Annotated in this window: 24 protein-coding genes and 1 rRNA gene; 11 read left to right on the plus strand and 14 right to left on the minus strand. The window is 69.5% G+C overall.

Annotation, left to right across the window (positions count from 1 at the left end):
• Positions 1-8: 8 nt before the first annotated feature.
• Complete coding sequence (locus MKL11_RS06295; protein ID WP_243941334.1) at positions 9-764, minus strand: DJ-1/PfpI family protein; 756 nt, start codon at positions 762-764, stop codon at positions 9-11.
• A gap of 53 nt (positions 765-817) precedes the next feature.
• Here MKL11_RS06295 and MKL11_RS06300 point away from each other — a divergent pair, with 53 nt between their 5' ends.
• Complete coding sequence (locus MKL11_RS06300) at positions 818-1,804, plus strand: GlxA family transcriptional regulator (protein WP_243941335.1); 987 nt, start codon at positions 818-820, stop codon at positions 1,802-1,804.
• 119 nt (positions 1,805-1,923) lie between these two features.
• Here MKL11_RS06300 and MKL11_RS06305 read toward each other — a convergent pair whose 3' ends face one another.
• The 7 genes from MKL11_RS06305 to MKL11_RS06335 all read right to left on the minus strand — a co-directional run bounded on the left by MKL11_RS06305 (position 1,924) and on the right by MKL11_RS06335 (position 12,716).
• Positions 1,924-3,336 carry a DUF4435 domain-containing protein gene (locus tag MKL11_RS06305; RefSeq protein ID WP_409565820.1) on the minus strand — a complete coding sequence of 471 codons (1,413 nt, stop codon included), beginning with the start codon at positions 3,334-3,336 and terminating at the stop codon, positions 1,924-1,926.
• Positions 3,337-3,769: 433 nt separating this feature from the next.
• A complete protein-coding gene (locus MKL11_RS06310) occupies positions 3,770-4,819 on the minus strand; it encodes an HpcH/HpaI aldolase/citrate lyase family protein (protein WP_243941339.1) in 1,050 nt (349 codons plus the stop codon).
• A 138-nt stretch (positions 4,820-4,957) separates the two neighbouring features.
• Complete coding sequence (locus tag MKL11_RS06315) at positions 4,958-6,316, minus strand: tlde1 domain-containing protein (protein WP_243941341.1); 1,359 nt, start codon at positions 6,314-6,316, stop codon at positions 4,958-4,960.
• A 277-nt stretch (positions 6,317-6,593) separates the two neighbouring features.
• Positions 6,594-7,913: an AmpG family muropeptide MFS transporter gene (locus MKL11_RS06320; protein WP_243941343.1), complete on the minus strand. Its 1,320-nt coding sequence runs from the start codon at positions 7,911-7,913 to the stop codon at positions 6,594-6,596.
• 66 nt (positions 7,914-7,979) lie between these two features.
• Positions 7,980-11,588: a transcription-repair coupling factor gene (gene mfd, locus MKL11_RS06325; RefSeq protein ID WP_243941345.1), complete on the minus strand. Its 3,609-nt coding sequence runs from the start codon at positions 11,586-11,588 to the stop codon at positions 7,980-7,982.
• A gap of 585 nt (positions 11,589-12,173) precedes the next feature.
• The gene (locus MKL11_RS06330; RefSeq protein WP_243941346.1) at positions 12,174-12,404 is read right to left on the minus strand and encodes a hypothetical protein; all 231 of its coding nucleotides are present in this window, start codon (positions 12,402-12,404) and stop codon (positions 12,174-12,176) included.
• Between the two features lie 15 nt (positions 12,405-12,419).
• Complete coding sequence (locus MKL11_RS06335) at positions 12,420-12,716, minus strand: succinate dehydrogenase assembly factor 2 (protein WP_243941348.1); 297 nt, start codon at positions 12,714-12,716, stop codon at positions 12,420-12,422.
• 191 nt (positions 12,717-12,907) lie between these two features.
• On the opposite strand from MKL11_RS06335, the gene MKL11_RS06340 reads away from it, so the two are divergent.
• The 3 genes from MKL11_RS06340 to MKL11_RS06350 all read left to right on the plus strand — a co-directional run bounded on the left by MKL11_RS06340 (position 12,908) and on the right by MKL11_RS06350 (position 14,803).
• Positions 12,908-13,885: a quinone oxidoreductase family protein gene (locus MKL11_RS06340; protein ID WP_243941350.1), complete on the plus strand. Its 978-nt coding sequence runs from the start codon at positions 12,908-12,910 to the stop codon at positions 13,883-13,885.
• Positions 13,882-14,508: a nicotinamidase gene (locus MKL11_RS06345; protein WP_243941352.1), complete on the plus strand. Its 627-nt coding sequence runs from the start codon at positions 13,882-13,884 to the stop codon at positions 14,506-14,508. The genes MKL11_RS06340 and MKL11_RS06345 overlap by 4 nt, the downstream gene beginning before the upstream one ends.
• A gap of 94 nt (positions 14,509-14,602) precedes the next feature.
• Positions 14,603-14,803: a hypothetical protein gene (locus tag MKL11_RS06350; protein WP_243941354.1), complete on the plus strand. Its 201-nt coding sequence runs from the start codon at positions 14,603-14,605 to the stop codon at positions 14,801-14,803.
• 27 nt (positions 14,804-14,830) lie between these two features.
• Here the strand turns inward: MKL11_RS06350 and MKL11_RS06355 are convergent, their stop codons facing one another.
• From MKL11_RS06355 to rimO, 3 genes are all read right to left on the minus strand, one after another.
• A complete protein-coding gene (locus tag MKL11_RS06355; RefSeq protein ID WP_243941356.1) occupies positions 14,831-15,058 on the minus strand; it encodes a hypothetical protein in 228 nt (75 codons plus the stop codon).
• Between the two features lie 142 nt (positions 15,059-15,200).
• Positions 15,201-16,283: a DNA polymerase IV gene (dinB, locus tag MKL11_RS06360; protein ID WP_243941358.1), complete on the minus strand. Its 1,083-nt coding sequence runs from the start codon at positions 16,281-16,283 to the stop codon at positions 15,201-15,203.
• 119 nt (positions 16,284-16,402) lie between these two features.
• Positions 16,403-17,755 (minus strand): 30S ribosomal protein S12 methylthiotransferase RimO, encoded by a 1,353-nt coding sequence (gene rimO / locus MKL11_RS06365; RefSeq protein WP_243941360.1) that lies wholly within the window; start codon positions 17,753-17,755, stop codon positions 16,403-16,405.
• 380 nt (positions 17,756-18,135) lie between these two features.
• Between rimO and pabB the strand changes: the two genes are divergently transcribed.
• The 6 genes from pabB (at position 18,136) to MKL11_RS06395 (ending at position 22,477) form a co-directional block, all read left to right on the plus strand.
• The gene (gene pabB, locus MKL11_RS06370) at positions 18,136-19,527 is read left to right on the plus strand and encodes an aminodeoxychorismate synthase component I (RefSeq protein ID WP_243941362.1); all 1,392 of its coding nucleotides are present in this window, start codon (positions 18,136-18,138) and stop codon (positions 19,525-19,527) included.
• Positions 19,524-20,135 (plus strand): anthranilate synthase component II, encoded by a 612-nt coding sequence (locus tag MKL11_RS06375; protein WP_243941364.1) that lies wholly within the window; start codon positions 19,524-19,526, stop codon positions 20,133-20,135. The genes pabB and MKL11_RS06375 overlap by 4 nt, the downstream gene beginning before the upstream one ends.
• On the plus strand, positions 20,122-20,994 hold the full coding sequence (locus tag MKL11_RS06380; protein ID WP_243941366.1) for an aminotransferase class IV: 873 nt from the start codon (positions 20,122-20,124) through the stop codon (positions 20,992-20,994). The genes MKL11_RS06375 and MKL11_RS06380 overlap by 14 nt, the downstream gene beginning before the upstream one ends.
• Positions 20,994-21,410, plus strand: a complete 417-nt coding sequence (locus tag MKL11_RS06385; RefSeq protein ID WP_243941368.1) for a DoxX family protein — start codon at positions 20,994-20,996, stop codon at positions 21,408-21,410. Before MKL11_RS06380 ends, MKL11_RS06385 begins: the two co-directional genes overlap by 1 nt.
• A 211-nt stretch (positions 21,411-21,621) precedes the next feature.
• Positions 21,622-21,810, plus strand: a complete 189-nt coding sequence (locus tag MKL11_RS06390) for a hypothetical protein (protein ID WP_243941371.1) — start codon at positions 21,622-21,624, stop codon at positions 21,808-21,810.
• A gap of 127 nt (positions 21,811-21,937) precedes the next feature.
• Entirely contained in the window at positions 21,938-22,477 is a 540-nt protein-coding gene (locus MKL11_RS06395) for a ferritin-like domain-containing protein (RefSeq protein WP_243941373.1), read from the plus strand.
• Positions 22,478-22,570: 93 nt separating this feature from the next.
• On the opposite strand, the gene MKL11_RS06400 is transcribed toward MKL11_RS06395, so the two are convergent.
• From MKL11_RS06400 to MKL11_RS06410, 3 genes are all read right to left on the minus strand, one after another.
• Positions 22,571-22,900 carry a hypothetical protein gene (locus MKL11_RS06400; protein ID WP_243941375.1) on the minus strand — a complete coding sequence of 110 codons (330 nt, stop codon included), beginning with the start codon at positions 22,898-22,900 and terminating at the stop codon, positions 22,571-22,573.
• A 73-nt stretch (positions 22,901-22,973) separates the two neighbouring features.
• Positions 22,974-23,846 carry a nucleoside triphosphate pyrophosphohydrolase gene (gene mazG, locus MKL11_RS06405; RefSeq protein WP_243941377.1) on the minus strand — a complete coding sequence of 291 codons (873 nt, stop codon included), beginning with the start codon at positions 23,844-23,846 and terminating at the stop codon, positions 22,974-22,976.
• Between the two features lie 55 nt (positions 23,847-23,901).
• Positions 23,902-24,135, minus strand: a complete 234-nt coding sequence (locus tag MKL11_RS06410) for a hypothetical protein (RefSeq protein ID WP_243941379.1) — start codon at positions 24,133-24,135, stop codon at positions 23,902-23,904.
• Between the two features lie 672 nt (positions 24,136-24,807).
• Here MKL11_RS06410 and MKL11_RS06415 point away from each other — a divergent pair.
• Positions 24,808-24,936: ribosomal RNA gene (locus MKL11_RS06415) — 16S ribosomal RNA — on the plus strand; the annotation flags it as partial.

Genomic DNA, 24,936 nt, shown 5'->3' on the forward strand with positions numbered 1-24,936 from the left:
GGCCGATGTCACGTCCCGGTTTCCGAGGTGCGATTCGGCAGGTCCGGAGCCGGGATGCCGAGCTCGGCCGCGATCGCCCGGGCGGTGGCCGCCCGCCGGGCGGTGATCCCGGCCGCCGCCTCCCGGACCTGCGCCACGATCGCCGGCGGGGCACTGCGCGGGGTGCCGCTGTCGAAGGGCGGCTCGGGAGCGTATTGCATGCCGAGCTGGATCGCCCGGGCGGCCTCGTCGCCGCGCAGTTCGGCCGCGAGCCGGAGCGCGCCGTCGATCCCCGCGGTGACGCCGGCCGCGAACAGCCAGGTGCGGCCGGCGGCATCGCGGTCGATCACCACCCGGGCGTCGACCGGCTGCGCCCCGAACCAGGGCAGCAGGTCGACGGCGTTCCAGTAGGTCGTGGCCCGCCGCCCGATCAGCAGCCCGGCCGCCCCGAGCAGCAGCGCGCCGGTGCAGACCGAGAAGACGTGGGAGGCCCTCGCGGCCTGGCTGCGGATCCAGCCGAGCACCGCCGCGTCGCGCATCAGGTCCTCCTGGCCCTGGCCGCCGGGGATGTGCAGCACGTCGAGGCGCGGCGCCTCCGCGAGGGCGGCGTCGGGGGTGATCCGCAGCCCGCGCAGGTCGCGCACCGGCTCAGAGCTCGGCCCGTAGATCCGGTAGGTCGAATTCGGGATCCGCGACAGCACCTCGAACGGGCCGGTGAGGTCGATCTGGTCGAGCCCCTCGAACAGGAGCGAGCCGATCTGCAGATGGGTCTCGGCGGGAATCATGCGGGGCCTCCGGGCTGGACGGGGAGACCGTACCGCGCCAGGATCTGGCCGAGATGCCAAACACCCCTCGTTTCTCGCCAGATGCGCCCCGCCCGGTGGAGCTGCTGGCCTTCCCGGCGGTGCAACTCCTCGACGTGGCCGGGCCGCTCCAGGTCTTCGCCACGGCCAACGACCTGAGCGGCGGGCTCGCACCCTACGCCCCGCGGGTGATCGCGGCTGGCGACCGGGCGCTCACCGCCTCGGCCGGCCTGCGCCTGGTCGCCGACCCGTTGCCGGATCGCGACGCGCCGGTGGACACCCTGATCGTCGCCGGCGGCCCCGGCGTCACGGCGGCCTGCGCCGATCCGGAGCTGGTGGCCTGGGCGCGGGACCGGGCCGGGCGGGCGCGCCGGGTCGCCTCGGTCTGCACCGGGGCCTTTTTGCTCGGGGCCGCCGGGCTTTTGGACGGGCGGCGGGCCGTGACCCACTGGACGCAGTGCGACGCGCTCGCCCGGCGCCATCCGCTGGCCCGGGTCGAGCCCGACCCGATCTTCGTGCAGGACGGCCCGGTCTGGACCTCCGCGGGGGTCACCGCGGGGATCGACCTGGCGCTGGCCCTGGTCGAGGCCGATCTCGGTCGCGATCGTGCCCTGGCGGTGGCGCGCCACCTGGTGATGTTCCTGAAGCGCCCGGGCGGGCAGGCGCAGTTCAGCGCGGCCTTGGCCCTGCAGGCCGGGGAGGACCGCTTCGGGGCGCTCCACGCCTTCATCGCCGAGAACCTGGCGGGGGACCTGTCGCTCCCGGTCCTGGCCGAGGCCGCCGGGATGAGCGCGCGCAGCCTCAGCCGGCACTACCGGGCGGCGACCGGCCTCACCCCGGCCAGGGCCGTGGAGCGCCTGCGGATCGAGGCGGCCCGGCGGGCGCTGGCCGAGACCGCGCAGCCGGTGAAGCGCATCGCCCGGACCTGCGGCTTCGGCTCCGAGGAGACCCTGCGGCGCAGTTTCTTGCGGCATGTCGCGGCGACGCCGCAGGATTATCGGGCGCGGTTCGGAGAAAAATGAAGATCAATTGGTCGAACAATGTCGATTAGAGAAACGATTGTTCGCATGCTTATTATTGTGGATTTAGATTTCACAAGCAACCGACAATATATTGCCCATAACAAATAAATCAAGAGGCCTTAATCTAATTGGTTCGATAAAGCGCCGAGTTTATTCTTAATGGTTGATTTCAAATAATCATTCATATTAATAACGCTCAGAGCTGCTTTCTCATAATCGATTTCTCCCAAAAAACGCAGCCCTTTAGCCAAATCGCCCAATATACCAGTCTCTCGGACCGGGTACCCATTTATAATTGAGGTTAAGTTCCCATCCGATATCAATGCCTTAATCTTATTCAAACCAGTTGCATAGGGAGAAACAACAGAAATATTTATTGGATCACTGCCGCTAGCCACGATAAGCTTACGATCCGGAATATTTGCAAGAATCTTATCGCGCATTTGACGCTCGCTTATCCGAGCAGCTAGATGTTCAGCCTTGCCAGGATTATTTAAAGTTTCAAGTGCTTTGGAAAAACAGTTCCTTAGAAGATCATCTGCCGCAACGCCGAGCGTGGTGGCCTGTCGCTCCGCAACTGCACTGAGAACCTCTATAGAATAGTATATGCTTTCTACAGAAAACATAGGCAGGGCGTATATGCCTTCATTTAATAATTTTTCCTGGAAATCCACCTCCATGCTATCGTTGTCAACCAGACCAAATACCTCGGCGTGATGATGCGATTGAACTTGCCTCAATCCAACGACAGCTCGACGTACCTCATTGCACGTCTCTCTTTGCCTAATAGAAATTCTTGGAAAAATTAGAGCATATAGTGGCTGGTCAAGACTGGTTGATTTTCCCTCAACAAAAAGGATTTTTCTTCTAGACCCAAGGAGATCAATGCGGACTTCAATTGGAATGTTTTCAGCGTCTGAGATCTCATCGAAATCCCAAGCTCGAGGTGCGCCGCCACTCCAAACACAGCCTCGCACGAGGATAATTGAGCAGTTAGGATGCTCACTTGGCAAACTCAACTCGTGAGTGCTAACAATCATTGCGCAGTCCGGCCTTTCCGCCATTAATGCAGCAATCAATGGCACAACAATTGAACGATGTAGATGAAGCTCCGGCTCATCAATTAGAAAGCATGCGCCATTCTTTGCAGCAATTACATCGGCAATCAGGATGAGCGCGGTCCTCTCCCCATCAGACATTCTTGAAATACTGTAAATATTTCCATTCCTCTGAGCTTTCAGCTCTCCGGAATCGATAATAGTTTTAACAGGCAGATTGGACTGGAGAAGAAGCCGATTCACACGATCAAGCGGCGATGACTTTGATTGTAATTTTTGTATCGCGGAAGAAGCAGTGCCATTCTCCTTGATGTCGTTCGCAGCATCGACGTGGTATTGAATTTCTGCGGCTTGTAGATCAAAAATAGCTCTTTCATTTCGCGTCGTACCAGAAACAGGCCGTATTCGAACATCTGGGGACGAATCCCAACTAGCACTATTACTTTCAAACTGTAGACGCGAATTAGCTGTCATACTCAAACTGTCACTATCGAAATAACTTGGTCGAGACCCTGGCAAGTAGACCAGGCGGCCGACATATTGATGCTGAATCTGACCTCTGATGTAGTGAACAAGAGCCGATTTGCCCGTTCCGTTCCTGCCTAGGATAAAGACAGGCCTATCGGTTAAACTCAAATTGCGAGTCCCACCTTCAATTGGAATTGATATGCCAACTGTCATTCAACACCCAAAATGTTTTCAAAGATTGCTATTTATCATATAGCAATTTTGAATCAGCAGAAGATATATCGCGGATTGAACATCTCTTCAATCCGCGATGTTTTCGACCTGATTCCGATTAGATCTGACTTTATTTTATGAATTTCGTTGTCCGAGTACCGGAGCAGTATTCGCAATTGCGGCGAGCGCTCGTTGCGCAATCATCCGAAGATCCGCGTCCTACGCTTCACCCCAGCTGATACACCGCCGCCAGTTCCGGATCCTTCGCGGCGACCAGCTTCGCCAGATCCACGATGACCTTGGCCTGCTTCCAGGTGGCGTCGTCCTGCATCTTGCCGTCGAGCATCACGGCGCCGGTGCCGTCGGGCATGGCCGCGACGATGCGGGCCGCGAAGGCGACCTCGGCGGGGTCGGGGGCGAAGACGCGCTTGGCGATCGCCACCTGGCTCGGATGCAGCGTCCAGGCGCCGGCGCAGCCCATCAGGAAGGCGTTGCGGAACTGCGCCTCGCAGGCATCGCCGTCGGAGAAATCGCCGAACGGGCCGTAGAACGCCTTGAGGCCGTTGGCCATGCAGGCGTCGACCATCTTGGCGATGGTGTAGTGCCAGAGATCCTGCTGGGCGGTGGCCCGGGGGGCGTCGCCCGCGGGATCGCTCAGCACCCGGTAATCCGGGTGGCCGCCGCCGACCCGGGTGGTCTTCATGCCGCGGGACGCCGCGAGATCGGCCGGCCCGAGGCTCATGCCGTGCATCCGCGGGGAGGCGCACGCGATGGCGTCGACATTGGCCACGCCCTCGGCGGTCTCCAAGATCGCGTGGATCAGGATCGGCTTGGTCACCCCGTGCCGGGCCTCGAGCTGGGCCAGCAGCTGGTCGACGTAGTGGATGTCCCACGGCCCCTCGACCTTGGGCACCATCACGACGTCGAGCTTGTCCCCGACCTCGGCGACGATCGTGAACAGGTCGTCGAGAATCCAGGGGGAGTTGAGGGCGTTGATCCGGGTCCAGAGGCCGGTGCCGGTGGCGGCGAAGTCGGTCGCCTGCGCCATGGCGACGAAGCCCTTGCGGGCCGCCTCCTTCTGGTCGGCCGGGACCGCGTCCTCCAGGTTGCCCAGCACCACGTCGACGGTGCCGGCGAGCTCGGGCACCCGGGCGCGGACCTTGTCGTTGTGGGGCGGGACGAAGTGGATCATCCGCTCCAGCCGCACCGGCAATTCGCGGAACGGGGCCGGCGCGCCGGTGGCCAGCGGCTGGAAGAAGCGGCGGGGCAGTTTCATGGTGTGCCTCTTGTACGGGGCTTGGCGTCTGGCCCCGTTAAGGCAGGCTTGAGCGGGCGCGTAAAGGCACGGGCCGCCAGGGCGCCCTCCGACCTTCGGGGCATTTTGCCCCGGCCCGGATGCGCCGGAGGCCTGGTCTCAGCCCCGCCGGCCCGGGCGGTCGACCATGCCGACCCGGCCGCCGAAGAAGTCGCCCCGGCTGCCGGCGACCACCACGAGGCGCCGGACCTCACCGCGCAGGAACGCCTGCAGGAAGCGGTTGTAGTCGCGGAACGAGACGCAGCCGTTCGAGGCGCCGGGCTGGCGCAGCATGTAGGTGTGGGCGAGCAGGCCTTCGCGGCCGTGGACCGCGCCGCTGCCGCCCACCGGGTTGAGGCGGATCGCCCGGACCCCGTGGAACAGGCGCTCGCGCTCGGTGAGGTCGTAGGTGCCGGGGGGCGTCGAGCCGCGCATGCGCAGGTGGACGTAGCGCGGATCGTCCATGGCCTCGCCGAGGCCGGAATGGGCCTCCAGCACCTCGCCGGAAGGCAGGGTCACGGTGCGGGCGGTGATGTCGTAGACGGCGGTGCCGGCCACCGAATCCGGGGCGGGGCTGATCCGGGTGCGCGGCGCCTGCTGGGGCAGGGCGTCCGGGCTGGCATAGGCGAGCGCCTGGCGCGCATCCGCACGGGGCGCGGCGGCGCCGACGCCGAACAGCTTCTCGAGGAAGGACGGCTCCTCCGCCATGGCGGCGCGGAACACGTCGCGGGTGCGGGGCAGGGCGCGGGCCGCCACCCGGGGCGCCGGGGCCGCGGACGGGCGCCGCAATTCGGAGGGCCGGGCGACCGGCAAGGGGACGAGATTGGGGACGAGATTGGGGACGAGATTGGGCGCGAGGGCCGCGGGCGTCGGCTCGGCGGCGGCGATCCGGACCGGCGCGGCCGCCTTGGGCGGCACGGCGGCCGCTTGCACGATCGGAGCCTGCACGACCGGAGCCGGGGCCGGCTCGGCCGACGCCATCCGGGCCTGGACCACCTTCCGGGCGACCCGCTGGGCGATCTCCCGGACAGCCGGGGACGGCTCGGCCGCCGCGACCTGGAAGGACGCGGCCGGGGGCGGCGCCCCGAAGGCTCTGGCGGCCCCGGAGCCGAGCGCCGGGCTCGGATCGAGCATCCAGGCGATGCTCGGGCGGGGCGCCGACGTGGGCTGGGCTTCGGCGGCGGGCGCAGGCTCCGCCTCGGCAACCGGGGCGGGCGGGCTCCAGGAGACCGGCAGGGTGATCGGCAGCCCGTGCGGCAGGGTCAGCACGGTCCAGCCGGCCATGGACAGGGCGGCCAGCGAGATCAGCGCCGTCAGCCGGGCGCGGCGGCGGGCGCGCCGCATGGCGCTCGGGTAGGGCGCCCGGGCCGGGGGCGCGTAGGCCGCCTCGTCGGCAAGACGCGGATAGGGCGCCGGCACAAGGGCCGGGGCAAAGGCCGCGTCGCGGTACGCGGGTCGGGAATACGCAACCTGGGCCATGCGGGAACTCGCGTACGCGCTTCCCCACCTGGCAGCCGCCGCCGTTCGCCCGCGGAGGCTTTTTCCGCGCACGTGGCCTGGGTTGCCCGTCTGGGGAGGATATCAACCGTCCAGCCCATTAGGCCGTCCCATGGTTAATCTTGGCTAAAGAGCCGGGCGTGCCGCCAGCGCCGCGCTGGAACACCCCCGGGATCCCCGCGGAACACCAGAACAACGCCCCGAAAAGCGGTCGCCGGCCCGCGAAGACTGAGGAGACCCTGCGCGCGACCCCGGGCCGTCACGCCGCCGGCGCCTCCATGGGCCCGTGGCGGCGCGCCACCAGGAGGCACAGCAGCGCCACCGGCACGCCGATCAGCGAGGTCCCGACGAAGAACCACGTGAAGCCGGTCCGCTCGATGACGAAGCCTGAGAGCCCGGCGAGCAGGCTGCCGGGCAGGGCGCAGAGGGAGGTCAGCAGGGCGTACTGGCTGGCCGCGTGCTCGGTGGCCGCGAGCCGGGACATGTAGGTGATCAGCACGATCGACGCGAAGGCGTAGGCGAAGCCGTCGATCCCGACCGTGACCGCGAAGGTCCAGAACGCCGCCCCGCCATGGCCGCCGTGCCAGGCGAGATAGGCCAGCGCGAGATGCGAGGCCGAGGCCGCCACGGTGCCGATCAGCAGGCTCGCCATCATGCCGATCCGCGGGATGATCGCGCTCGCGAGAAACGTCCCGCCGAGCGCGATCCAGAAGCCGAACAGCTTCGTCACCGTGGCGATGTCGGTGTTGGTGTAGCCCAGCGTCTTGAACAGCGGGATCGCCATGGTGCTCGACACGTAGCCGGGCATCCGGAAGCCCGCCACCAGCGCCAGGACCGGCACCGCCAGGGGGCCGAGCCGCGCCAGCAGGTCGCGGATCGGTGCCCAGACGGTCTCGACGAAGCCGCCTTCCTGCGGCGGCGCGGCCGGGGGTTCGGGCGCCAGCAGCGCCGCGATCGTGCCGGGGGCGAGCAGGACCGCCATGCACAGATAGGCGGCGCGCCAGCCATAGGCGTCGGACAGGTAGAGGGCGCCGGCCCCGGCCGCGAGGTTGCCGACCCGGTAGCCGATCTCCGCCCAGGACGACATCAGCGCCTGCCGCTCGGGCGGCGCGACGGTGATGCGCCAGCCGTCGATCACCACGTCCTGCGTGGCGCCCGCGACGCCCAGCGCCAGCGAGAACGCCACCGTCCAGGCCAGCCAGTGGGCCGGATCGCCGAAGGCGACGCCGGCGAGCGCCAGCGCCACCAGGATCTGCGCGGCCACGATCCAGCCCCGGCGCCGCCCGAGCCAGCGCCCGAGCAGCGGCGCGTCGTGCCGGTCGAGGAACGGCGCCCAGAGGAACTTGAGCTTGTACGCGATGGTCAGCTCGCTCATCAGCCCGATGGTGGCGAGCGGCACCTTGGCCTGGACCAGCCAGGCCGACTGCGTCGCGTAGACGAGCAGGAACGGGATGCCCTGCGCGAAGCCCAAGCCCAGCACCGCCACGACCCGCCGGTCGGTGAGCAGGGGCGTCAGGAAGGCGTTGTTTTGGGACTTCGCCGGAGTGGACGGGGCGCTGGCTGCGGCCGGGTTTGCCATCTGCGCGTCTCCCTGGAAGTTACGAGGCCGGACACCTAAACGGCACCCGACCCTGAAACAGAACCCTCACGCCGCCTTCTTCCCGCGCTCGGCGATCGTCACCAGGCGGCGCAGCACCTCCGTGGCGGTCTTGAGCCGGGCCGGGATCGTGGTCAGCTCGCGCACGAACACGACGCTCATGTCGGGCCGCACCTTGGCGAAGGAGGCCTGCTCGGCCACGAACGCCACCAGGCCCTGCGGGTTGGCGTAGGACTTGTCCCGGAAATGGACGACCACGCCCTTCGGGCCGGCCTCGACCTTCTCGACATTGGCCTTGAGGCACAGGATCTTGATCGTGCCGATCTTGAGCAGCTGCTCCACCTCCGGCGGCAGCGGCCCGAACCGGTCGATCATCTCGGCCCCGAAGCTCTCCATCTCGGCATCGTCCTGGAGGGTGGCGAGCCGCCGGTAGAGCGCCAGCCGCGCGCCGAGATCCTCGACATAGGTCTCCGGGATGGTCACGGGCGCACCCAGCGCGATGGTCGGCGACCACGCCTCCTCGGGCAGGTCCTCGATGCCGGCCTTGAGCGCCGTCACCGCGTCCTCCAGCATCTGCTGGTAGAGCTCGTAGCCGACCTCCTTGATGTGGCCGGACTGGGCGTCGCCCAAGAGGTTGCCGGCGCCGCGGATGTCGAGGTCGTGGCTGGCGAGCTGGAAGCCGGCGCCCAGGGTGTCGAGGGTCTGCAGCACCTTGAGCCGCTGCTCGGCCTGGGTCGTGAGCTGGCGGTTGGCCGGGGTGGTGAACAGCGCGTAGGCCCGGGCCTTCGAGCGGCCGACCCGGCCGCGCAGCTGGTAGAGCTGGGCCAGGCCGAACATGTCGGCCCGGTGCACGATCAGCGTGTTGGCGGTGGGGATGTCGAGGCCGGATTCGACGATGGTGGTCGAGAGCAGCACGTCGAACTTGCCCTCGTAGAAGGCGGTCATCACGTCCTCGAGCTGGCCCGCCGCCATCTGGCCGTGGGCGATCGCGACCTTGATCTCCGGCATCTCGGCGTCGAGGAATTTCTTCACCTCCGCCAGGTCCTCGATCCTGGGGACGACGTAGAACGACTGGCCGCCGCGGTAGCGCTCGCGCAGCAGCGCTTCCCGGATGGTCAGCGGGTCGAACGGCGTCACGAAGGTGCGCACCACCAGCCGGTCCACCGGGGGCGTGGCAATGATCGAGAGCTCGCGCACGCCGGTCATGGCGAGCTGCAGGGTGCGCGGGATCGGGGTCGCCGAGAGCGTCAGCACGTGGACATCCGCCTGGAGCGCCTTCAGCCGCTCCTTGTGGGCGACGCCGAAATGCTGCTCCTCGTCGACGATGATCAGGCCGAGATCTTTGAACGCGATGTTTTTCGCCAGCAGCGCGTGGGTGCCGACCACGATGTCGACGGTGCCGTCGGCGAGCCCGGCGCGGGTCTGCCTCATGTCGCCGGCCGAGACGAACCGGGACAGCTGGGCGACCTGGATCGGCAATCCCTTGAAGCGCTCCGCGAAGGTGCGGAAGTGCTGGCGGGCGAGCAGGGTGGTCGGCACGATCACCGCCACCTGCTTGCCGGCGATCGCCGCCGCGAAGGCGCCGCGCAGGGCCACCTCGGTCTTGCCGAAGCCGACATCGCCGCAGACCAGCCGGTCCATCGGCCGGCCGGCATTGAGGTCGTCCAGCACCGCGTCGATGGCGTTGGCCTGGTCCTCGGTCTCCTCGAACGGGAAGCGGGCGGCGAACTCGCCGTAGAGCCCCTCGGGCGCCTTGAGCACCGGGGCCTTCCGGACGAAGCGCTGGGCCGCGACCTTGATCAGCTCCCCCGCCATCTCGAGGATGCGGCGCTTCATCTTGGCCTTGCGGGCCTGCCAGGCGCCGCCGCCGAGGCGGTCGAGGGCGACCTCCGAATCCTCGGAGCCGTACCGGGTCAGGAGCTCGATATTCTCCACCGGCAGCAGCAGCAGGCCGCCGGTATAGCTCAGCTCCAGGCAATCGTGCGGGGCGCCGGCGGCGTGGATCGTCTTCAGGCCGGAGAAGCGGCCGATGCCGTGGTCGGCATGGACCACGAGGTCGCCGGGCTGGAGCGCCTGCACCTCCAGGATCACGTCCTGGGGCCGCTTGGCCTTGCGCTTCTGGCGCACCAGCCGGTCGCCCAGGATGTCGCCCTCGGAGACGACGGCGAGTTCGCCCACCGTGAAGCCGGCTTCCAGGCCCCAGACCGCCACGGCGGAATCGGCGCCGCGCTTCAACGCGTAGACGTCCGACAGGCGGGTGATCGCCACCGGCTTCCTCAGGCCGTGGTCGGTGAGCACCCCGCAGAGCCGGTCGCGGGAGCCGTCGGACCAGGATCCCAGGATCACGTGATGCCCGGATCCCTGGAGGTCGCGGATATGGGCCACCGCCGCGTCGAACACGCTGGCGCTCTCGTTCGCGCGCTCCGGCGCGAAGGTTCTTCCGGCCTTGGCGCCGCAATCGATCACCGCGCGCTCAAGGGAATCCGGCTGCGCGAACGGGGTCAGCCGCGCCACCGTGGCGGTCGCGATCCGCTCCTTCAGCTCGTTGGGGGTCAGGTAGAGGGCGCGGGGCGGCAGGGGCTTGTAGGGGGCGACGCCCGATTGCGGCGTCTTCATCGCGCCCTCGCGGGCCTGGTAGTAATCCTGCACGAGGCTGATCCGCTCGGCCGCCGCGTCCTCGACCTGCGGGTCGAACACCAGCGGCACGCCGGGCAGATAGTCGAACAGCGTGTCGAGCTGATCGTAGAACAGCGGCATCCAGTGCTCGAGGCCGGCGTAGCGGCGGCCCTCGCTCACGGTCTCGTAGAGCCGGTCGTCCCGGGTCGCGGCGCCGAAACTCTGGATGTAGCCCTGGCGGAAGCGCCGGATCGTCTCGGTTGTGAGCTGGACCTCGCTCATCGGCATCAGGTCGAGGGAGCGCAGCTGGCCGGTGGTGCGCTGGGTCTCCGGGTCGAAGGCGCGGATCGATTCCAGCGTGTCGCCGAAGAAGTCGAGGCGGATCGGTGCCGGCAGGCCCGGCGGCGACAGGTCGAGAATGCCGCCACGCACCGCGTACTCGCCCGTATCCCGCACTGTCCCGGTGCGCAGGAAGCCGTTGGCCTCGACCCAGGCGACCACGTCGTCCATCGCCACGACGTTGCCGATCGCGGCCGAGAACGCCTCCCTGGCGATGTGGCCCCGGGGCGGCACCCGCTGCACCAGGGCGTTGACCGTGGTGCACAGGATGCGCGGGCGGTCCTCGGCGGAGCGGGTCCGGGCCAGGCGGGCCAGCGCCGTCATCCGGGCGGCGGCCGTGGCCGTGGTCGGCGAGACCCGGTCGTAGGGCTGGCAGTCCCAGGCCGGCAGGTTCATCACGTCCATCTCGGGCGCGACGAAGCCCAGCGCTGACTGGAACGACGCCGAGCGCCCGGAATCGCGCGCCACGTGGACCAGCACCGCCGGGGCGTCGACGGTGGGCGCCAGGGCGCGGGCGAGATCGGCCAAAGCCAGGGCGTCGAACCCCTCCGGCGCGTTGGCCAGGACCGGGCTGTCGCCGCGCTTCAGGGCGTCGAGCACCTGCGCGAGCGCCGAGGATTTCGGCAGCGCGAAGCGCGCGACCTGCGGCTTGGCAGCGGGGGCAGGGGGCTTCGGGGAGGATTTCGGCTGGGGCTTGGCCATCGGGTCTTTCGCGGGGAGTCCCGCCGGGCACAGGGAGGGCTGACGCGGGCCGGCGTTAGCCCATTGAGCCGTCGTGATAAAGCATCCCGGCGGCGGCGTCGGGGTGGCTGACGGTGCCCTATATGGCGGCGGCGCTCCAGCAGGGAACGCGTGTTCAGGTGCGATTCCGGGATGCGCCCGCCGGCCGGGGCGCGGCACTTCCACTGCGCCGGACGATTACCGGAGAACCCGCGCTGGCGCATGGCGGGATCCTCGTCAGGCGCTTGTCGGAAAGCGCACGGCCCCGGCATATGGAGAGGCCGCGCACATGAGCGCATCCGACTCGGTTTAGGATGCGGTCGCGCTCGCAGGCCGCCACGGGCCTTCTCTCGTGTGGGCTATCGGACTCACACGGCTCCGGACAAGGCCCGGGTCCCCTCTCCCGTGCGGGAGAGGGACAGGGTGAGGGGTGCGACCTCCGCGGACAGAGCTGATCCCTCGCCCCAACCCTCTCCCGCACGGGAGAGGGGGCGCGTCGCGGCCTACTCAAGAACGGAAACCCAGGTCGGCGGCAGCTCTGCGGGGGCAAGGCGCTGAGCCCCACTCCTACGCGTCGGGCCCGACGATCTCCGCCAGCGCCGCCTCGACCCGGCCGCGGAAGAAGTCGGCGTTGGGCATGGTCTTGGTCATCGCGGCGGCGCGGGTGGTCGCCTGGCGCAGGATCTCGGCGCGCAGCGACGGGTCGGCGCGCTCCATCATCTCCAGCATGATGCGGACCACGAGTTCGGTGGCGATCGACCGGGCCGGGTGGTCGTAAGTGGGCTTGGGTTCGTCCATTTCAGGCCTTCGCTCTCAGGAATGGATCGGCGCGTCGTGCCGGTGGAACGCCCGCACGCGGCGCCAGACCGAGGTGTCGTAGTTCGACGGCGTCTCGGCCTCGCCGGTGAGCCACTTGAACAGGTCGCGGTCCGGCACCTCGATCAGCGCCTCGAACTGGTCGAGCTCCGTCTCCGTCAGGGTGCCGATCTCGGCATCGGCGAAGCGGCCCATGATCAGGTCCATCTCGCGGATGCCGCGGTGCCACGACCGGAACAGCAGGCGGCGGCGGCGCGGATCGAGGTCGGCGCTGGTGCGGGTGGTGCCGGACATTTTCTGGGACTTCCGGTCGGAGGGTAGGCAGGACCAAGATAGGCGGCCGGAGGCGCCGGATCCAGGATTTGGGTTTCAGATCGGGCCGCAACCGCAGAGCGAACGGCAAAAACGAATTGCCTCCGGCGGCGGCTCCGTTATCTCGGATCCGCGACGTCCCGGCGCAACGGGGCTTGAGCGGGAGTACGACGATGCCGAAGGCGATCCGGGTCTACGAGTACGGCGGCCCCGAGGTGATGAAGTTCGAGGACGTGCCCCTGGCCGAGCCCGGCCCCGGGCAGATCCGGGTCAAGCAGGCCGCCATCGGCGTCAACTTCATCGACATCTACTTCCGCACCGGCGCCTACAAGTCGCCGCACCTGCCCTACACCCCCGGCAAGGAGGGCGCCGGCACCGTCTCGGCGGTGGGCGAGGGGGTGACCCAGTTCAAGACCGGCGACCGGGTGGCCTACGGCTCGGTGGCGGACGGCTGCTACGCCGAGGAGGCGGTGATCCCGGCCGCGGCGGCCGTGCCGATCCCCGACGGCGTCGACGAGAAGACCGCCGCCGCCATGATGCTGAAGGGCCTCACCGTCGAGTACCTGCTGCACCGGACCTACGCGGTGAAGCCCGGCGACACGATCCTGTGGCAGGCGGCGGCCGGCGGCGTCGGCCTGATCGCCTGCCAATGGGCCAAGCATCTCGGCGCCACGGTGATCGGCACCGCCGGCAGCCCCGAGAAGGCGGAGCTCGCCAAGCGGAACGGCTGCGACCACGTCATCCTGTACCGCGAGGAGGATGTCGCCAAGCGGGTGCGCGAGCTGACCGACGGCAAGGGCGTGCCGGTGGTCTATGACGGCGTCGGGCAGGCGACCCTGATGGGCTCGCTGGACAGCCTGGCGCCGCTGGGCCTGCTGGCGAGCTTCGGCTCGGCCTCCGGGGCGATCACCGGGCTCGATCTCGGCCTGCTCGCCCCGCGCGGCTCGCTCTACGTGACCCGGCCGACGCTCGCGACCTTCTCGTCGAACCGCGCGACGCTGGAGGAGGCGGCCGCCCGCCTGTTCAAGGTGGTCGGCGACGGTGCGGTGAAGATCGCCGTCAACGCGACCTACCCGCTCGCCGAGGCGCAGCAGGTGCACCGGGACCTGGCCGGCCGGGAGACCACCGGTTCGATCGTGATGCTGCCGTGACACCCGGCGGCGCCGACCTGCTCCTCGTCATCGACGTGCAGGTCGATTTCCTGCCGGGCGGGGGCCTCCCCGTCCCGGACGGCGGCGCCGTGATCGCGCCGATCAACGCGCTCCAGCAAAGATTCCGGCACGTCGCCCTGACCCAGGACTGGCACCCAGCCGGCCACATCTCCTTCGCGGAGAATCATCCCGGGCGGGCGCCGTTCGAGAGCGTCGTGCTCGCTTACGGCGCGCAGGTGCTGTGGCCCCGCCACTGCGTCCAGGGCTCGACCGGGGCGGGTTTCGCGCCGGGGCTCGATACCGACCGGGCCGGGCTGGTGATCCGCAAGGGGATGGATCCGCGGATCGACAGCTACTCGGCCTTCCTGGAGGCCGACCGGACCACCCGCACCGGGCTCGCCGGTGCGCTCACGGAGCGCGGCGTCACCCGCGTCGTCCTGTGCGGGCTCGCCACCGATTTCTGCGTGGCCTGGAGCGCGCTGGACGCGCGCGACGCCGGTTTCGACGTCTGGGTGGTGGCGGATGCGGTGCGCGGGATCGACGGGGACGGGTCGCTCGCCCAGGCCTGGGCCCGGATGGAGGCGGCCGGCGTGCGGCGGATCGGCTCGGACGCGATCGCCTGAACGGTATCGGGAGGCGAACCGCCGCATGCGGGCCGGGCGACCGCCCGGGGCCCGACGCGTTGGCCCGGCTCCTATACCCGACAGGAGTCAGGCGATGTCATCCAAGCACCCGAAGACCGAGACCCCGACCGACGCCGATCTCAAGGGCAATCCCGGCATCGGCACCTCGAAGGGCATGAGCGGCGCCGACCCGGAGGACCTGGAGGCCGACTCGACCTTCGAGGGCGATGTCGAGAACGAGACCAAGCCGGACGGCGGCATCGACCCGGACCACCGCCCGCGCAAGAACGCCTGATCGAACGGAAGCCCGGTCCGACCCGCCTCAGCGGGCGCGGGCCGGCGGCTTCGGCGGCTGCGGAGCCGAGACGGCGCCGGCGAAGAATCCGGCGCTCGGGCCGCCCGACGAAACGTAGAGCTGCGGGGGGCTCGCGGTGTAGCCCCGCAGCAGCGCCGCATTGGCCGCACCGAAGGACCCGTCGGCGCGGGCGGCGCCCGCCGGGACGCTCAGCAGCAGGGCGGCGGCCAGGGCCAGGGATGTAGGCTTCGACATGGGGGTGGAACCTTCGGTTCGTGCGGTGTCCGGGCAATCCCGACCGCACCGGATGGCTCCTATCTGTGGTTGACGAGTCCCAGCCGACGTGCGGCGCCGCACAAACCACGACGCAGCGCAGCATGGGACCGGCCGCGGCGGATCAGAGCCCCAGCCCGAGCTGCAGCGGCTCTGCCGTCTCCCCCTGCTCGAAGCCCGAGAGCGCGATCCCGATCAGCCGGGCGCTGCGCCGGAGGGGGAACAGGCCGGAGAGCAGCTCCAGGCCGATCCGCTCGAGGGCGGCCCGGTCGGCCACCGGGGCGGGGAGCGATTTCGCCCGGGTGACCTGGGCGAAATCCGAGAACTTGAGCTTCAGGGTCACGGTCCGGGCGCGCATCCCCTTGGCGTCGGCCCCGGCCCAGACCTTGTCGAACAGGGGCGCGAGCCGCTCCGCCAGGACGGCGAAGGCGGTCGTGTCCTCCGAGAAGGTCGTCTCCGCCCCGATCGACTTGCGCACCCGGTGGGCGCGCACCGGCCGCTCGTCGAGCCCGCGGGCGACCGCGTGGTAATAGGCCCCGGCCGACCCGAAGGCCTCGCGCAAGCGTTCGGGCGTCCAGGTGCGCAGATCCGCCCCGGTCTCGATGCCGAGCCGCTTCATCTTCGCCTCGGTGACCGGCCCGACCCCGTGGAAGCGGCCGATCGGCAGGGCGGCGACGAAATCCGGCCCCATGGCCGGCGTGATCACGAACAGGGCGTCGGGCTTCCGGTAGTCGGAGGCGACCTTGGCCAAAAACTTGTTGTACGAGACCCCGGCCGAGGCGACGAGGCCGGTGCGCTCCAGGATCTCGGCCCGGATCGCCTTGGCGACGGCCGTCGCCGTGGGAAGCCCCAGAAGGTTCTCGGTGACGTCGAGATAGGCCTCGTCCAGGGCCACCGGCTCGATCACCGGCGTGTGCCGGGCGAACACCGCCCGGATCTCCTCCGAGACCGCCCGGTAGACCTCGAAGCGCGGCTTCACGAACAGCAGGTCCGGGCAGAGCCGCCGGGCGGTGGCCGACGGCATGGCCGAGCGCACGCCGAACCGCCGCGCCGCGTAGCTCGCCGCCATCACCACGCCGCGCTCCCGGGAGCCGCCCACGGCGAGCGGCAGCCCGCGCAAGGACGGTTCGTCCCGCTCCTCCACGGACGCGTAGAACGCGTCCATGTCGATATGGATGATTTTTCGGAGGGCGACCTCCGGATCCATCGCCGCCTCGGGGGCTCGGCTCGAGTTCCTGATATGTTCCTAAGGATCAGGCCCGGCTGCCCGGGTCAACCGATCCGGCAACGCAGCGCACAGGGGATCGGGCGAAGTCCCAAAAAAAATCAGGTCACGCTGCCGTAGAGGTCGTAGGCGTCGGCCCGGTCGACCTTCACGGTGACGATGTCGCCGGGCCGAACCGGCCGCCGGAACGCGGCGTGGACGTTGCCGTCGATCTCCGGGGCGTCGGCCTTGGACCGGCCCTTGGCGATGCCGCCCTCGACGGAATCGACGATCATGGCCAGCCGCTTGCCGACCTTGGCCCGCTGCAGCCGGAGCGAGATCGCGTTCTGGGTTTCCATGAACCGGCGCTTGCGCTCGGCCTTGAGCGCCGGCGGCACGAGGTCGCCGAGCGCGTTGGCGGTGGCGCCGGCCACCGGCTCGTACTCGAAGCAGCCGACGCGATCGAGCCTGGCCTCCTGCAGCCAGGCCAGCAATTCCTCGAACTCGGCCTCGGTCTCGCCGGGGAAGCCGACGATGAAGGTCGAGCGGATCGCGAGGTCCGGGCAGACCTGCCGCCAGCTGCGGATCCGCTCGAGCTGGCGCTCCTGGTTGCCGGGCCGGCGCATGCGCTTGAGCACGGACGGGCTCGCGTGCTGGAGCGGCATGTCGAGATAGGGGAGCACCTTGCCCTCGGCCATCAGCGGGATGACCTCGTCCACGTGGGGGTAGGGGTAGACGTAGTGCAGCCGCACCCAGGCCCCGAGTTCGCCGAGCTCCTTGGTGAGGTCGTAGAACTTCGCCCGCACGCTGCGGTCGCGCCACGGGCTCTCACTGTAGCGGATATCGACCCCGTAGGCGCTGGTATCCTGCGAGACGACCAGCAGCTCCTTCACGCCGGCTTTGACCAGTTTTTCCGCCTCGCGCAGCACGTCGGCGGCGGGGCGGCTGACGAGGTTCCCGCGCAGGGACGGGATGATGCAGAAGCTGCAGCGGTTGCTGCAGCCTTCCGAGATCTTCAGGTAGGCGTAGTGGCGCGGGGTGAGCTTGATCCCCTGCGGCGGCACCAGATCGAGGAACGGGTCGTGGGCCGGGGGCACCGCCTCGTGGACCGCCGCCACGACGGATTCGTAGGCCTGCGGCCCGGTGACCGCGAGCAGGTCCGGATACTTTTCGCGGATCTCCTCGGGCTGCGCGCCCATGCAGCCGGTGACGATCACCCGGCCGTTCTCGGCCATGGCCTCGCCGATCGCCGAGAGCGATTCCGCCTTGGCCGAATCCAGGAACCCGCAGGTGTTGACGATCACCACGTCGGCCCCGTCGTGGCGGCGGGCCAGCTCGTAGCCCTCGGCGCGCAGGTGCGTGAGGATCCGCTCGGAATCGACCAGCGCCTTGGGGCAGCCCAGCGAGACGAACGAGATTTTCGGGGCGGCGCCGGGGATGGTGTCCCGGGGGGCGGGCGTGGCGGTTGCGGTCATGGTCGCATTCGGAAGACGGGTCGGACACCACCCTCGCGTGCGGCCGGTGGATCGGGTCGCACGGCGCGCGAGGACAGGCGTTCGGGATCGCGTCCCTATAGCGGTTCCAGAGCGCCCGCGCGAGACCGGCCGCCGCAGGGGTGCCCGGCCCGGCGCGGGAGGCTGGCGCCGCGATCGAAACATGTCTCTTAGCAGGGCTTTGCTGGCGGGTCCTGAGATCCAGCATGAGATCTTGCCGGCCTTCTCCCGCCCCCGGGACGGGTCCCGACCGCCCGCGACGGGCGCGGCCTTGCGCGGAACTGCCGCTTTCCCCGCGGCATCGCCTGTGCAACGGCAGCGCGCGGGGCGCGTGCCCTCAGGACATCAGCCCGAACCCGGTCATGTGGACCCAAGAGATCTGGACCCGAGAGATCCCCTTCATCGATCCCGTCGCGGCGGCCGCCCGGCTGCGGCCCCTGCCGGATCTCGCCTTCCTCGACAGCGCCATGCGGCACGACGCGCTGGGGCGGCACTCGATCGTGGCCGCCGACCCGTTCGCGCGCTTCCGCTTCCGCGACGGCCGCGCGACCTTGGACGGGCGCCCGGTCCCGGGCGGCCCGTTCGCGGCTTTGCGGGCCTGCCTCGCCCCCTACCGGGTCGAGCCCGATCCCGAAAACCCGTTCCCGGGCGGGGCGATCGGCTACCTCGCCTACGACCTCGGCGCGCAGCTCGAGCGGGTCGCGGCCCCGGCCCGGCGGGCGGGGCTCACCGACGACAGCGCGTTCAACCTCTACGACACGGTGCTGGTGATCGACCACGCCGCCGGCACGTGCCGGCTCGTCGCCACCGGCTTTCCCGAGACCGAGCCGGCGGCCCGGCAGGCGCGCGCCGAGGCGCGGCTTTCCGCCTTCGCGGACCGGCTCGGCACGGAGATCCAGCCGGAAGAAGCACCACCCCAGGTCACAAAAAACCTCGCGTGGTGCTCGAACTTCGACCGGCAAAGCTATGAATTCGCTGTCGAAAAAGTCCGCGCCTATATCCGGGCCGGCGACATCTACCAGGCCAACATCGCCCAGCGCTTCAGCGCCGAGCTGCCGGCGGGCTTCGACCCGTTCGCGCTCTATCGCCGCCTGCGCGCCACCAACCCGGCGACCTTCGGAGCCTATCTGGAGCTGGAGGCGCTGACCGTCGCGTCGTCCTCGCCCGAGCGCTTCATCCGGCTCGACGGCCGGCACGTCGAGACCCGTCCGATCAAGGGCACCGCCCGCCGGCTCGACGATCCGGCGGCCGACCGGGCGGCGGCCGAGGCGTTGCTGGCCTCGGTCAAGGAGCGGGCCGAGAACGTCATGATCGTCGACCTGCTGCGCAACGACCTGTCCCGGGTCTGCGCGCCGGGCAGCGTTGCCGTGCCCACCCTGTGCGGCCTGGAGACCTACGCCAACGTCCACCATCTGGTGTCGGTGGTCACCGGACAGCTCCGCGACGGGCTCGACGCCCTCGACCTCTTGGAAGGCACCTTCCCCGGAGGCTCGATCACCGGCGCCCCGAAGATCCGTGCCATGGACATCATCACCGAGATCGAGGGCGACGCCCGGGAGCTCTATTGCGGCGCCATCGGCCGGATCGGCTTCGACGGGGCACTGGACACCTCGATCGCGATCCGCACCGTGTTCATGGACGCGACCCGGGCGGTCCTGCAGGCCGGCGGCGGCGTGACCCTGCTGTCGGAGCCCGGCCCCGAATACGACGAGACGCTCGCCAAGGCCGCCCGGGTGTTCGAGGCCTTCGCATGATCCTCGTCCTCGACAATTACGACTCCTTCGTCTTCAATGTCGTCCGCTACCTGGAGGAGCTGGGCGAGGCGGTCCGGGTCGTGCGCAGCGACGCCCTCGACGTCGCCGGCATCCGGGCGCTCGCCCCGGACGCCCTGGTGGTGTCGCCGGGCCCCTGCACGCCGGCGGAGGCCGGCATCTCGCTGCCGGCGATCCGGGATCTCTCCGGCCACGTGCCGATCCTCGGCGTCTGCCTCGGCCATCAGGCGATCGGCGCGGTTTTTGGCGGCACGGTCGAGCGCGCTAAGCGTCCCCTGCACGGGCAGGCGACGCCGATCGCGCATCAGGGCGCGCGGCTGTTTGCCGGGCTGCCGGCGCCGATGCCGGTGGGGCGCTACCACTCGCTGGTGGTCACCCCCGGCCCCGACATGGACAAGCACCTCTCGATCGACGCGGTCTCGCAGGAGGGCGAGGTGATGGCGCTCTCGCACCGGACCCACCCGACCTACGGCATCCAGTTCCACCCGGAATCGGTGCTGACCGAGGGCGGCCACGCCCTGTTCGCCAATTTCTTGGGATTGGCCCGCGCCTGGCGGGAACAGGATGGGCGGCGCGATGCTGTGGCGTGACGGCGCGCTCGTCCCGGGCACTCAGGCGCCCTTGGACCACACCGACCGGGGCCTGACGCTGGGCGACGGCTTGTTCGACACGGCGCTGGCCCTCGGCGGCAGGGTGGCCTTCGAGGACGCCCATATCGCCCGGCTCGTCGCCGCGGCCGACACGCTCGAAATCCCCGCCGAGCCCGAGCGGATCCGCGCCGCCATGCGGGCGCTGGCCGGGCAAGGAAGTGAGAAAGGCGGGGGGGAGGCGGATCGGCTGGCGATCCGCACCACCCTCACCCGCGGCTCCGGCCCGCGCGGGCTGAAGCCCCCGGACGATCCGCATCCGACCCTGTTCGCCACCGCGGCGCCGAGCGCCAGGGGCGCGGCCTTCGCGCCCCTGCGGCTGTGGCCGACGGGGATCGCCCGCAACGACACCTCACCCGCCGCCCGGCTGAAGACCCTGGGCTATCTCGACGCCGTGCTGGCCGCCCGCGAGGCCGCCGCTTCGGGCTTCGATGAATCGCTGTTCTGCAACACGCGGGGCCGCGTCGCCTGCGCGGGCACGGGCAATCTTTTTGCACTCTTCGGCGACCGGCTGGTCACGCCGCCGCTCGCCGACGGCGTGCTCGCCGGGATCGTGCGCGCGGAGGTGCTGGGGCTGGCAGGGGCGTGCGGATTGCGCGCGGAAGAGGGTTCGCTGAGCCTGCCCGAGTTCCTCGGCGCCGAGGCGGTGTTCGTCACGAACTCCCTGCGGCTGCTCGCCCCCGTGACGGCGATCGGCGGGACCGCCTTCGCGAGCACGGAACACCCGACCGTGGCCCGGCTCGCGGCGGCGCTCCGGGGGGTGGCGGCCCGCGCCTGCGGGGTCGCGGAGGAGCGCGTCTGATGACCGAGCCGACAGCCGAGATCTGGCGCCGCCGGCTGCGCTACGCGCTGGCCCTGGTCTATGCCGGCATCGGGATCGTCCACCTCGTGGCCGCCGACGCGATGCTGCCGCTGATGCCGGACTGGGTGCCGCAGCCGCGCCTGGTGATCCTGGCCACCGGCCTGTGCGAGATCGCCGGCGCGATCGGGCTGCTGACCCGCTCGCTGCGCCGGGCGGCCGCGATCGGGCTCGCCCTCTACGCGGTCTGCGTCTACCCGGCCAACCTCAAGCACGCCTTCGACGCCGTCCATGTCGACGGCATCCCGGATTCCTGGTGGTACCACGGCCCAAGGCTGGCGTTTCAGCCGGTCTTCGTCTGGGCCGCGCTCTGGGCCGGCGGCCTGATCGACTGGCCGTTCGGCCGGCGCAAGGACTGAGCCGGAAGCCGGTCGAACGCACCGGTCGAACGGCATTCGCCCCTTTCCCCCGCCGGACCGGCGAGCAACGTCCGAGAAACCGTGATCACAGGATCCCGGGATCGCAGGCTCCCGGCAGGCTTTGATCCCGGGATCACCGCAGATAGACTGTGGGGCGGCCGCCGCACGCGCTGGAACATCGCGTCGCCCGGTCCCGATACGGGTACAGTGCATGACCAAGCGCCGCGAGGCCGGCCGAACGACACCGCTCGCCGACACGCTGCCGGAGCAGGCCGCGGTCGAGCGCGCCATCGAGGCCGTGCTCGACCGGCTGCGGCCCAAGCCGGTGGGAGTGTCCGCGTCCCCGGCCTCACCGAGCAAGACCGCCCGGAAATCCGGCCCGACCCGGAAGGCCGACTGAGCGGCCGCGGCTGCTCGAAAGGTTCCTCCACAGGGCGAAGATATCGCCCGGACCCGTCGGGCCGGACCGGCGTTCCCCGTCCGGACGCCGCGTTCCCGAGAGCGGCCCGCACTGGAGACGGACAGCCATGGCCAAGCCGAAGACGCTGCACGACGCCTTCTACGAGACCCTGAAGGACGTCTATTACGCCGAGAAGCAATCCGTGAAGGCGCTCAAGAAGTCCGCCAAGGCGGCCGAGCACCCGGAGCTGCGTCAGGCCTTCGAGACCCATGCCGAGGAGAGCGCCCAGCAGGTCGAGCGCCTGACCCAGGTGTTCGAGATCATCGGCAAGCCCGCCCGCGCCAAGACCTGCGAGGCGATGCAGGGCATCACCTCGGAGATGGAGGAGGATCTGGAGGATTTCGAGGGCAGCCCGGCCGCCGACGCGGTGCTGGCCGCCTGCGCCCAGGCGGTGGAGCATTACGAGATTGCCCGCTACGGCACCCTGAAGACCTGGGCGCGCCAGCTCGGCCACGCCGAGGCGGCCAAGCTCCTCGACGAGACCCTGCAGGAGGAGAAGAAGGCCGACGCGCTGCTCTCCAAGATCGCCGAGACGATCAACACCGAGGGCACGCCCGACGACGACGCCGAGGCGCCGAAGGGCAAGGCCCCCAAGAAGGCGGCGTAAGCACGTCTGCGGCGGAGGAAGGGAGGCCGCTCCTCCGCCGGCTCGAACATCCGGGATCCCAGAGGGCTCGGCCCTTTGGCGGAGCCCCGGAACTCACTTCGCCGTCTCGATCGCGCTGAGCGGCGTCCAGTAGCAACGATCCTGCCCGCTCGTGAGGGCGAGGCAGCCATAGGTCATCGTCCGGGTCTCGAGCCGGACGTCTTCGCCGCGCTTCCACGAGCGGCACTCGCCGGTGGCGAGGCTGCCCGTCAGGAGCTGCCCGAACCCCGACTCGTCGCCGGCCATGACCAGCTTGAACAGGCGGTCGGTGACCTCCTGGCTGTGGCAACCGAACCGCTCTTGGACGATCGTCTCGGATCGAGCGTCCCGGGGCAGGGACACGATCACGGCAAGGGCGGCGAGGGCGGGCAGAATGAGGCGCATGGCCCAAGGATAAGCGCCGGCCGCCGCCTGTCGACCCCTCGGGTCCGGGCGACCCTGCGGGCGAAAGCCGCGCTCAGGGCTGCCGCTCGTCCCGCTTCGCCGCCTGCCAGGCGGCCTCCAGGGCGGCGAGATCCGAGCGTCCGAGTTCCCCGCCCGCGGCCTTCAGGTGCTCCGCCATGGCGGCGAAGCGGCGCTCGAACTTGGCGGTGCCGTCGCGGAGCGCGGTCTCGGGATCGATCCCGGCATGCCGGGCGAGGTTGGCCACGGAGAACAGCAGGTCGCCGATTTCTTCCGATAGGGCCTGCGGATCGCCGGCCGCGAGGGCCTCGGCGACCTCGTCGGTCTCCTCCCGGACCTTGTCGATCACCTGGGCGGCGTTGCCCCAGTCGAACCCGTAGGCCGCCGCCCGCCGGGAGATCTTTTCGGCCCGGGCCAGAGCCGGCAGGGCGCGGGCGACGCCGCCGAGGGGGTCCGGGGCGGCGGCGCCGGGATCCCGGGCCGCCCGCTCCTGCGCCTTGATCGCTGCCCACTGGGCCTCGACCTGCGCCGGGTCGCGCAGGGCCGAACCGGCGGGGAGGGGGGTTCCGTCGGCATCGAACACGTGCGGGTGGCGGCGGACCAGCTTGTCGCCGATCGCTTTGGCGACGTCGTCGAAGGCGAAGGCGCCCTCCTCCTCGGCCATGCGGGCGTGGAACACCACCTGGAGCAGCAGGTCGCCGAGTTCGTCGCGCAGATCGTCCCGGTCGCCCCGGGCCACCGCGTCGGCGACCTCGTAGGCCTCCTCGATCGTGTAGGGCACGATGGTCGAAAACGTCTGCCGGACGTCCCAGGCACAGCCGCGCCCGGGATCGCGCAGATCCGCCATCAGGCGCAGGAGCCTGCGCAGGGCGGTCGAGTCGCCGGCGGCCGGGATCTCGGGCCGGCTTGAATCGCGTGCGTCGTTCATATCCCGGGGTTAGACCACGGCGCGGGACAAGGAAATCCGGCGGCGCGGCCCCGGGTCAGACCCGGGCGTCGCGCTCGCGCACCCGCTCGGACTGCAGGTCGCTGAGATAGAAGGTCAGGCGACCGGTGACCGCCGGGTCGGCGCACTGGACCCAGAGCGGCGCCGGCAGCGCGCGCCGGGGCAGGCGCAAGAGGAAGGCCTCGGCCGACAGGGCCGCCTCCCGTTCGGAATTGGCGGCCAGCAGCCGGGCTCCCGCCTGCGTGCCGATCAGGATCGCAATCGTCGCCATGGGCTCCCTCATCCTGGGTGACCAACGACGCGACCGGCCTTCGCGTTGCCTCGGCCGGGGAGGGCGCCGATGCCGCGGTCGCCGCGACCCGACCGGCTTTACGGGCAGCGGAACCTCCGGGAGCCCCTTGCGAAACAGGCGCCCCGATATCACCTCTACGATCGGTGTCGACGCAGCACCCTGCGGGTCGACGCCTCCTCTAGGACAATCGTGAACCTGCTGCGCTTCGTCTATCGAAGCGACGGCGCGCCATCGCGGCGTCCTGAAGACGGTATCGGGCTCGACGGCCACGATGTCGGTGCGATGCCGGCAAAAGGGCGGTTGACAGCAGAATGCGGGGCGTCCTATACGGCGCCTCCCGACGCGGTGCCCAAGCAAAGGCGAGCCGCCCGGACGGACTTTCCGAAGATTTCAGTAGCACTTGACCGGGACGATCCGGTGGTTTACTGGTCTCTTCAAGGCGCTGGCCAAGGTCAGCTCCGCTCTTTGACAAGTGAATACGAGAAAGAGAAGCGTGGACGGCGCTTGTCCTTGCGGATCCGGTGGAAGCCGGGTCATCAAGAGGATGCGAGCTGTCATACGCTTTTTGGAAGCTCACACTGTTCGGGTGGAAACGCCTGGACGAATGTGAGCCTCTGTCAAGATGTAGTGATCAGCTTTGATCAATCTCTTCAACGTGAGAGTTTGATCCTGGCTCAGAGCGAACGCTGGCGGCAGGCTTAACACATGCAAGTCGAGCGGGCACCTTCGGGTGTCAGCGGCGGACGGGTGAGTAACGCGTGGGAACGTGCCCTCTGGTTC

It is taken from the genome of Methylobacterium sp. J-077, from assembly GCF_022829365.1.
GTDB lineage: Bacteria > Pseudomonadota > Alphaproteobacteria > Rhizobiales > Beijerinckiaceae > Methylobacterium.

What these genes read in the sequence shown, in the direction of transcription:
- MKL11_RS06295 (WP_243941334.1), bottom strand. Translation starts at nt 764, where the DNA reads ATGATTCCCGCCGAGACCCATCTGCAGATCGGCTCGCTCCTGTTCGAG.
- MKL11_RS06300 (WP_243941335.1), top strand. Translation starts at nt 818, where the DNA reads ATGCCAAACACCCCTCGTTTCTCGCCAGATGCGCCCCGCCCGGTGGAG.
- MKL11_RS06305 (WP_409565820.1), bottom strand. Translation starts at nt 3,336, where the DNA reads ATGACAGCTAATTCGCGTCTACAGTTTGAAAGTAATAGTGCTAGTTGG.
- MKL11_RS06310 (WP_243941339.1), bottom strand. Translation starts at nt 4,819, where the DNA reads ATGAAACTGCCCCGCCGCTTCTTCCAGCCGCTGGCCACCGGCGCGCCG.
- MKL11_RS06315 (WP_243941341.1), bottom strand. Translation starts at nt 6,316, where the DNA reads ATGGCCCAGGTTGCGTATTCCCGACCCGCGTACCGCGACGCGGCCTTT.
- MKL11_RS06320 (WP_243941343.1), bottom strand. Translation starts at nt 7,913, where the DNA reads ATGGCAAACCCGGCCGCAGCCAGCGCCCCGTCCACTCCGGCGAAGTCC.
- mfd (WP_243941345.1), bottom strand. Translation starts at nt 11,588, where the DNA reads ATGGCCAAGCCCCAGCCGAAATCCTCCCCGAAGCCCCCTGCCCCCGCT.
- MKL11_RS06330 (WP_243941346.1), bottom strand. Translation starts at nt 12,404, where the DNA reads ATGGACGAACCCAAGCCCACTTACGACCACCCGGCCCGGTCGATCGCC.
- MKL11_RS06335 (WP_243941348.1), bottom strand. Translation starts at nt 12,716, where the DNA reads ATGTCCGGCACCACCCGCACCAGCGCCGACCTCGATCCGCGCCGCCGC.
- MKL11_RS06340 (WP_243941350.1), top strand. Translation starts at nt 12,908, where the DNA reads ATGCCGAAGGCGATCCGGGTCTACGAGTACGGCGGCCCCGAGGTGATG.
- MKL11_RS06350 (WP_243941354.1), top strand. Translation starts at nt 14,603, where the DNA reads ATGTCATCCAAGCACCCGAAGACCGAGACCCCGACCGACGCCGATCTC.
- MKL11_RS06355 (WP_243941356.1), bottom strand. Translation starts at nt 15,058, where the DNA reads ATGTCGAAGCCTACATCCCTGGCCCTGGCCGCCGCCCTGCTGCTGAGC.
- dinB (WP_243941358.1), bottom strand. Translation starts at nt 16,283, where the DNA reads ATGGATCCGGAGGTCGCCCTCCGAAAAATCATCCATATCGACATGGAC.
- rimO (WP_243941360.1), bottom strand. Translation starts at nt 17,755, where the DNA reads ATGACCGCAACCGCCACGCCCGCCCCCCGGGACACCATCCCCGGCGCC.
- pabB (WP_243941362.1), top strand. Translation starts at nt 18,136, where the DNA reads ATGTGGACCCAAGAGATCTGGACCCGAGAGATCCCCTTCATCGATCCC.
- MKL11_RS06375 (WP_243941364.1), top strand. Translation starts at nt 19,524, where the DNA reads ATGATCCTCGTCCTCGACAATTACGACTCCTTCGTCTTCAATGTCGTC.
- MKL11_RS06380 (WP_243941366.1), top strand. Translation starts at nt 20,122, where the DNA reads ATGCTGTGGCGTGACGGCGCGCTCGTCCCGGGCACTCAGGCGCCCTTG.
- MKL11_RS06385 (WP_243941368.1), top strand. Translation starts at nt 20,994, where the DNA reads ATGACCGAGCCGACAGCCGAGATCTGGCGCCGCCGGCTGCGCTACGCG.
- MKL11_RS06390 (WP_243941371.1), top strand. Translation starts at nt 21,622, where the DNA reads ATGACCAAGCGCCGCGAGGCCGGCCGAACGACACCGCTCGCCGACACG.
- MKL11_RS06395 (WP_243941373.1), top strand. Translation starts at nt 21,938, where the DNA reads ATGGCCAAGCCGAAGACGCTGCACGACGCCTTCTACGAGACCCTGAAG.
- MKL11_RS06400 (WP_243941375.1), bottom strand. Translation starts at nt 22,900, where the DNA reads ATGCGCCTCATTCTGCCCGCCCTCGCCGCCCTTGCCGTGATCGTGTCC.
- mazG (WP_243941377.1), bottom strand. Translation starts at nt 23,846, where the DNA reads ATGAACGACGCACGCGATTCAAGCCGGCCCGAGATCCCGGCCGCCGGC.
- MKL11_RS06410 (WP_243941379.1), bottom strand. Translation starts at nt 24,135, where the DNA reads ATGGCGACGATTGCGATCCTGATCGGCACGCAGGCGGGAGCCCGGCTG.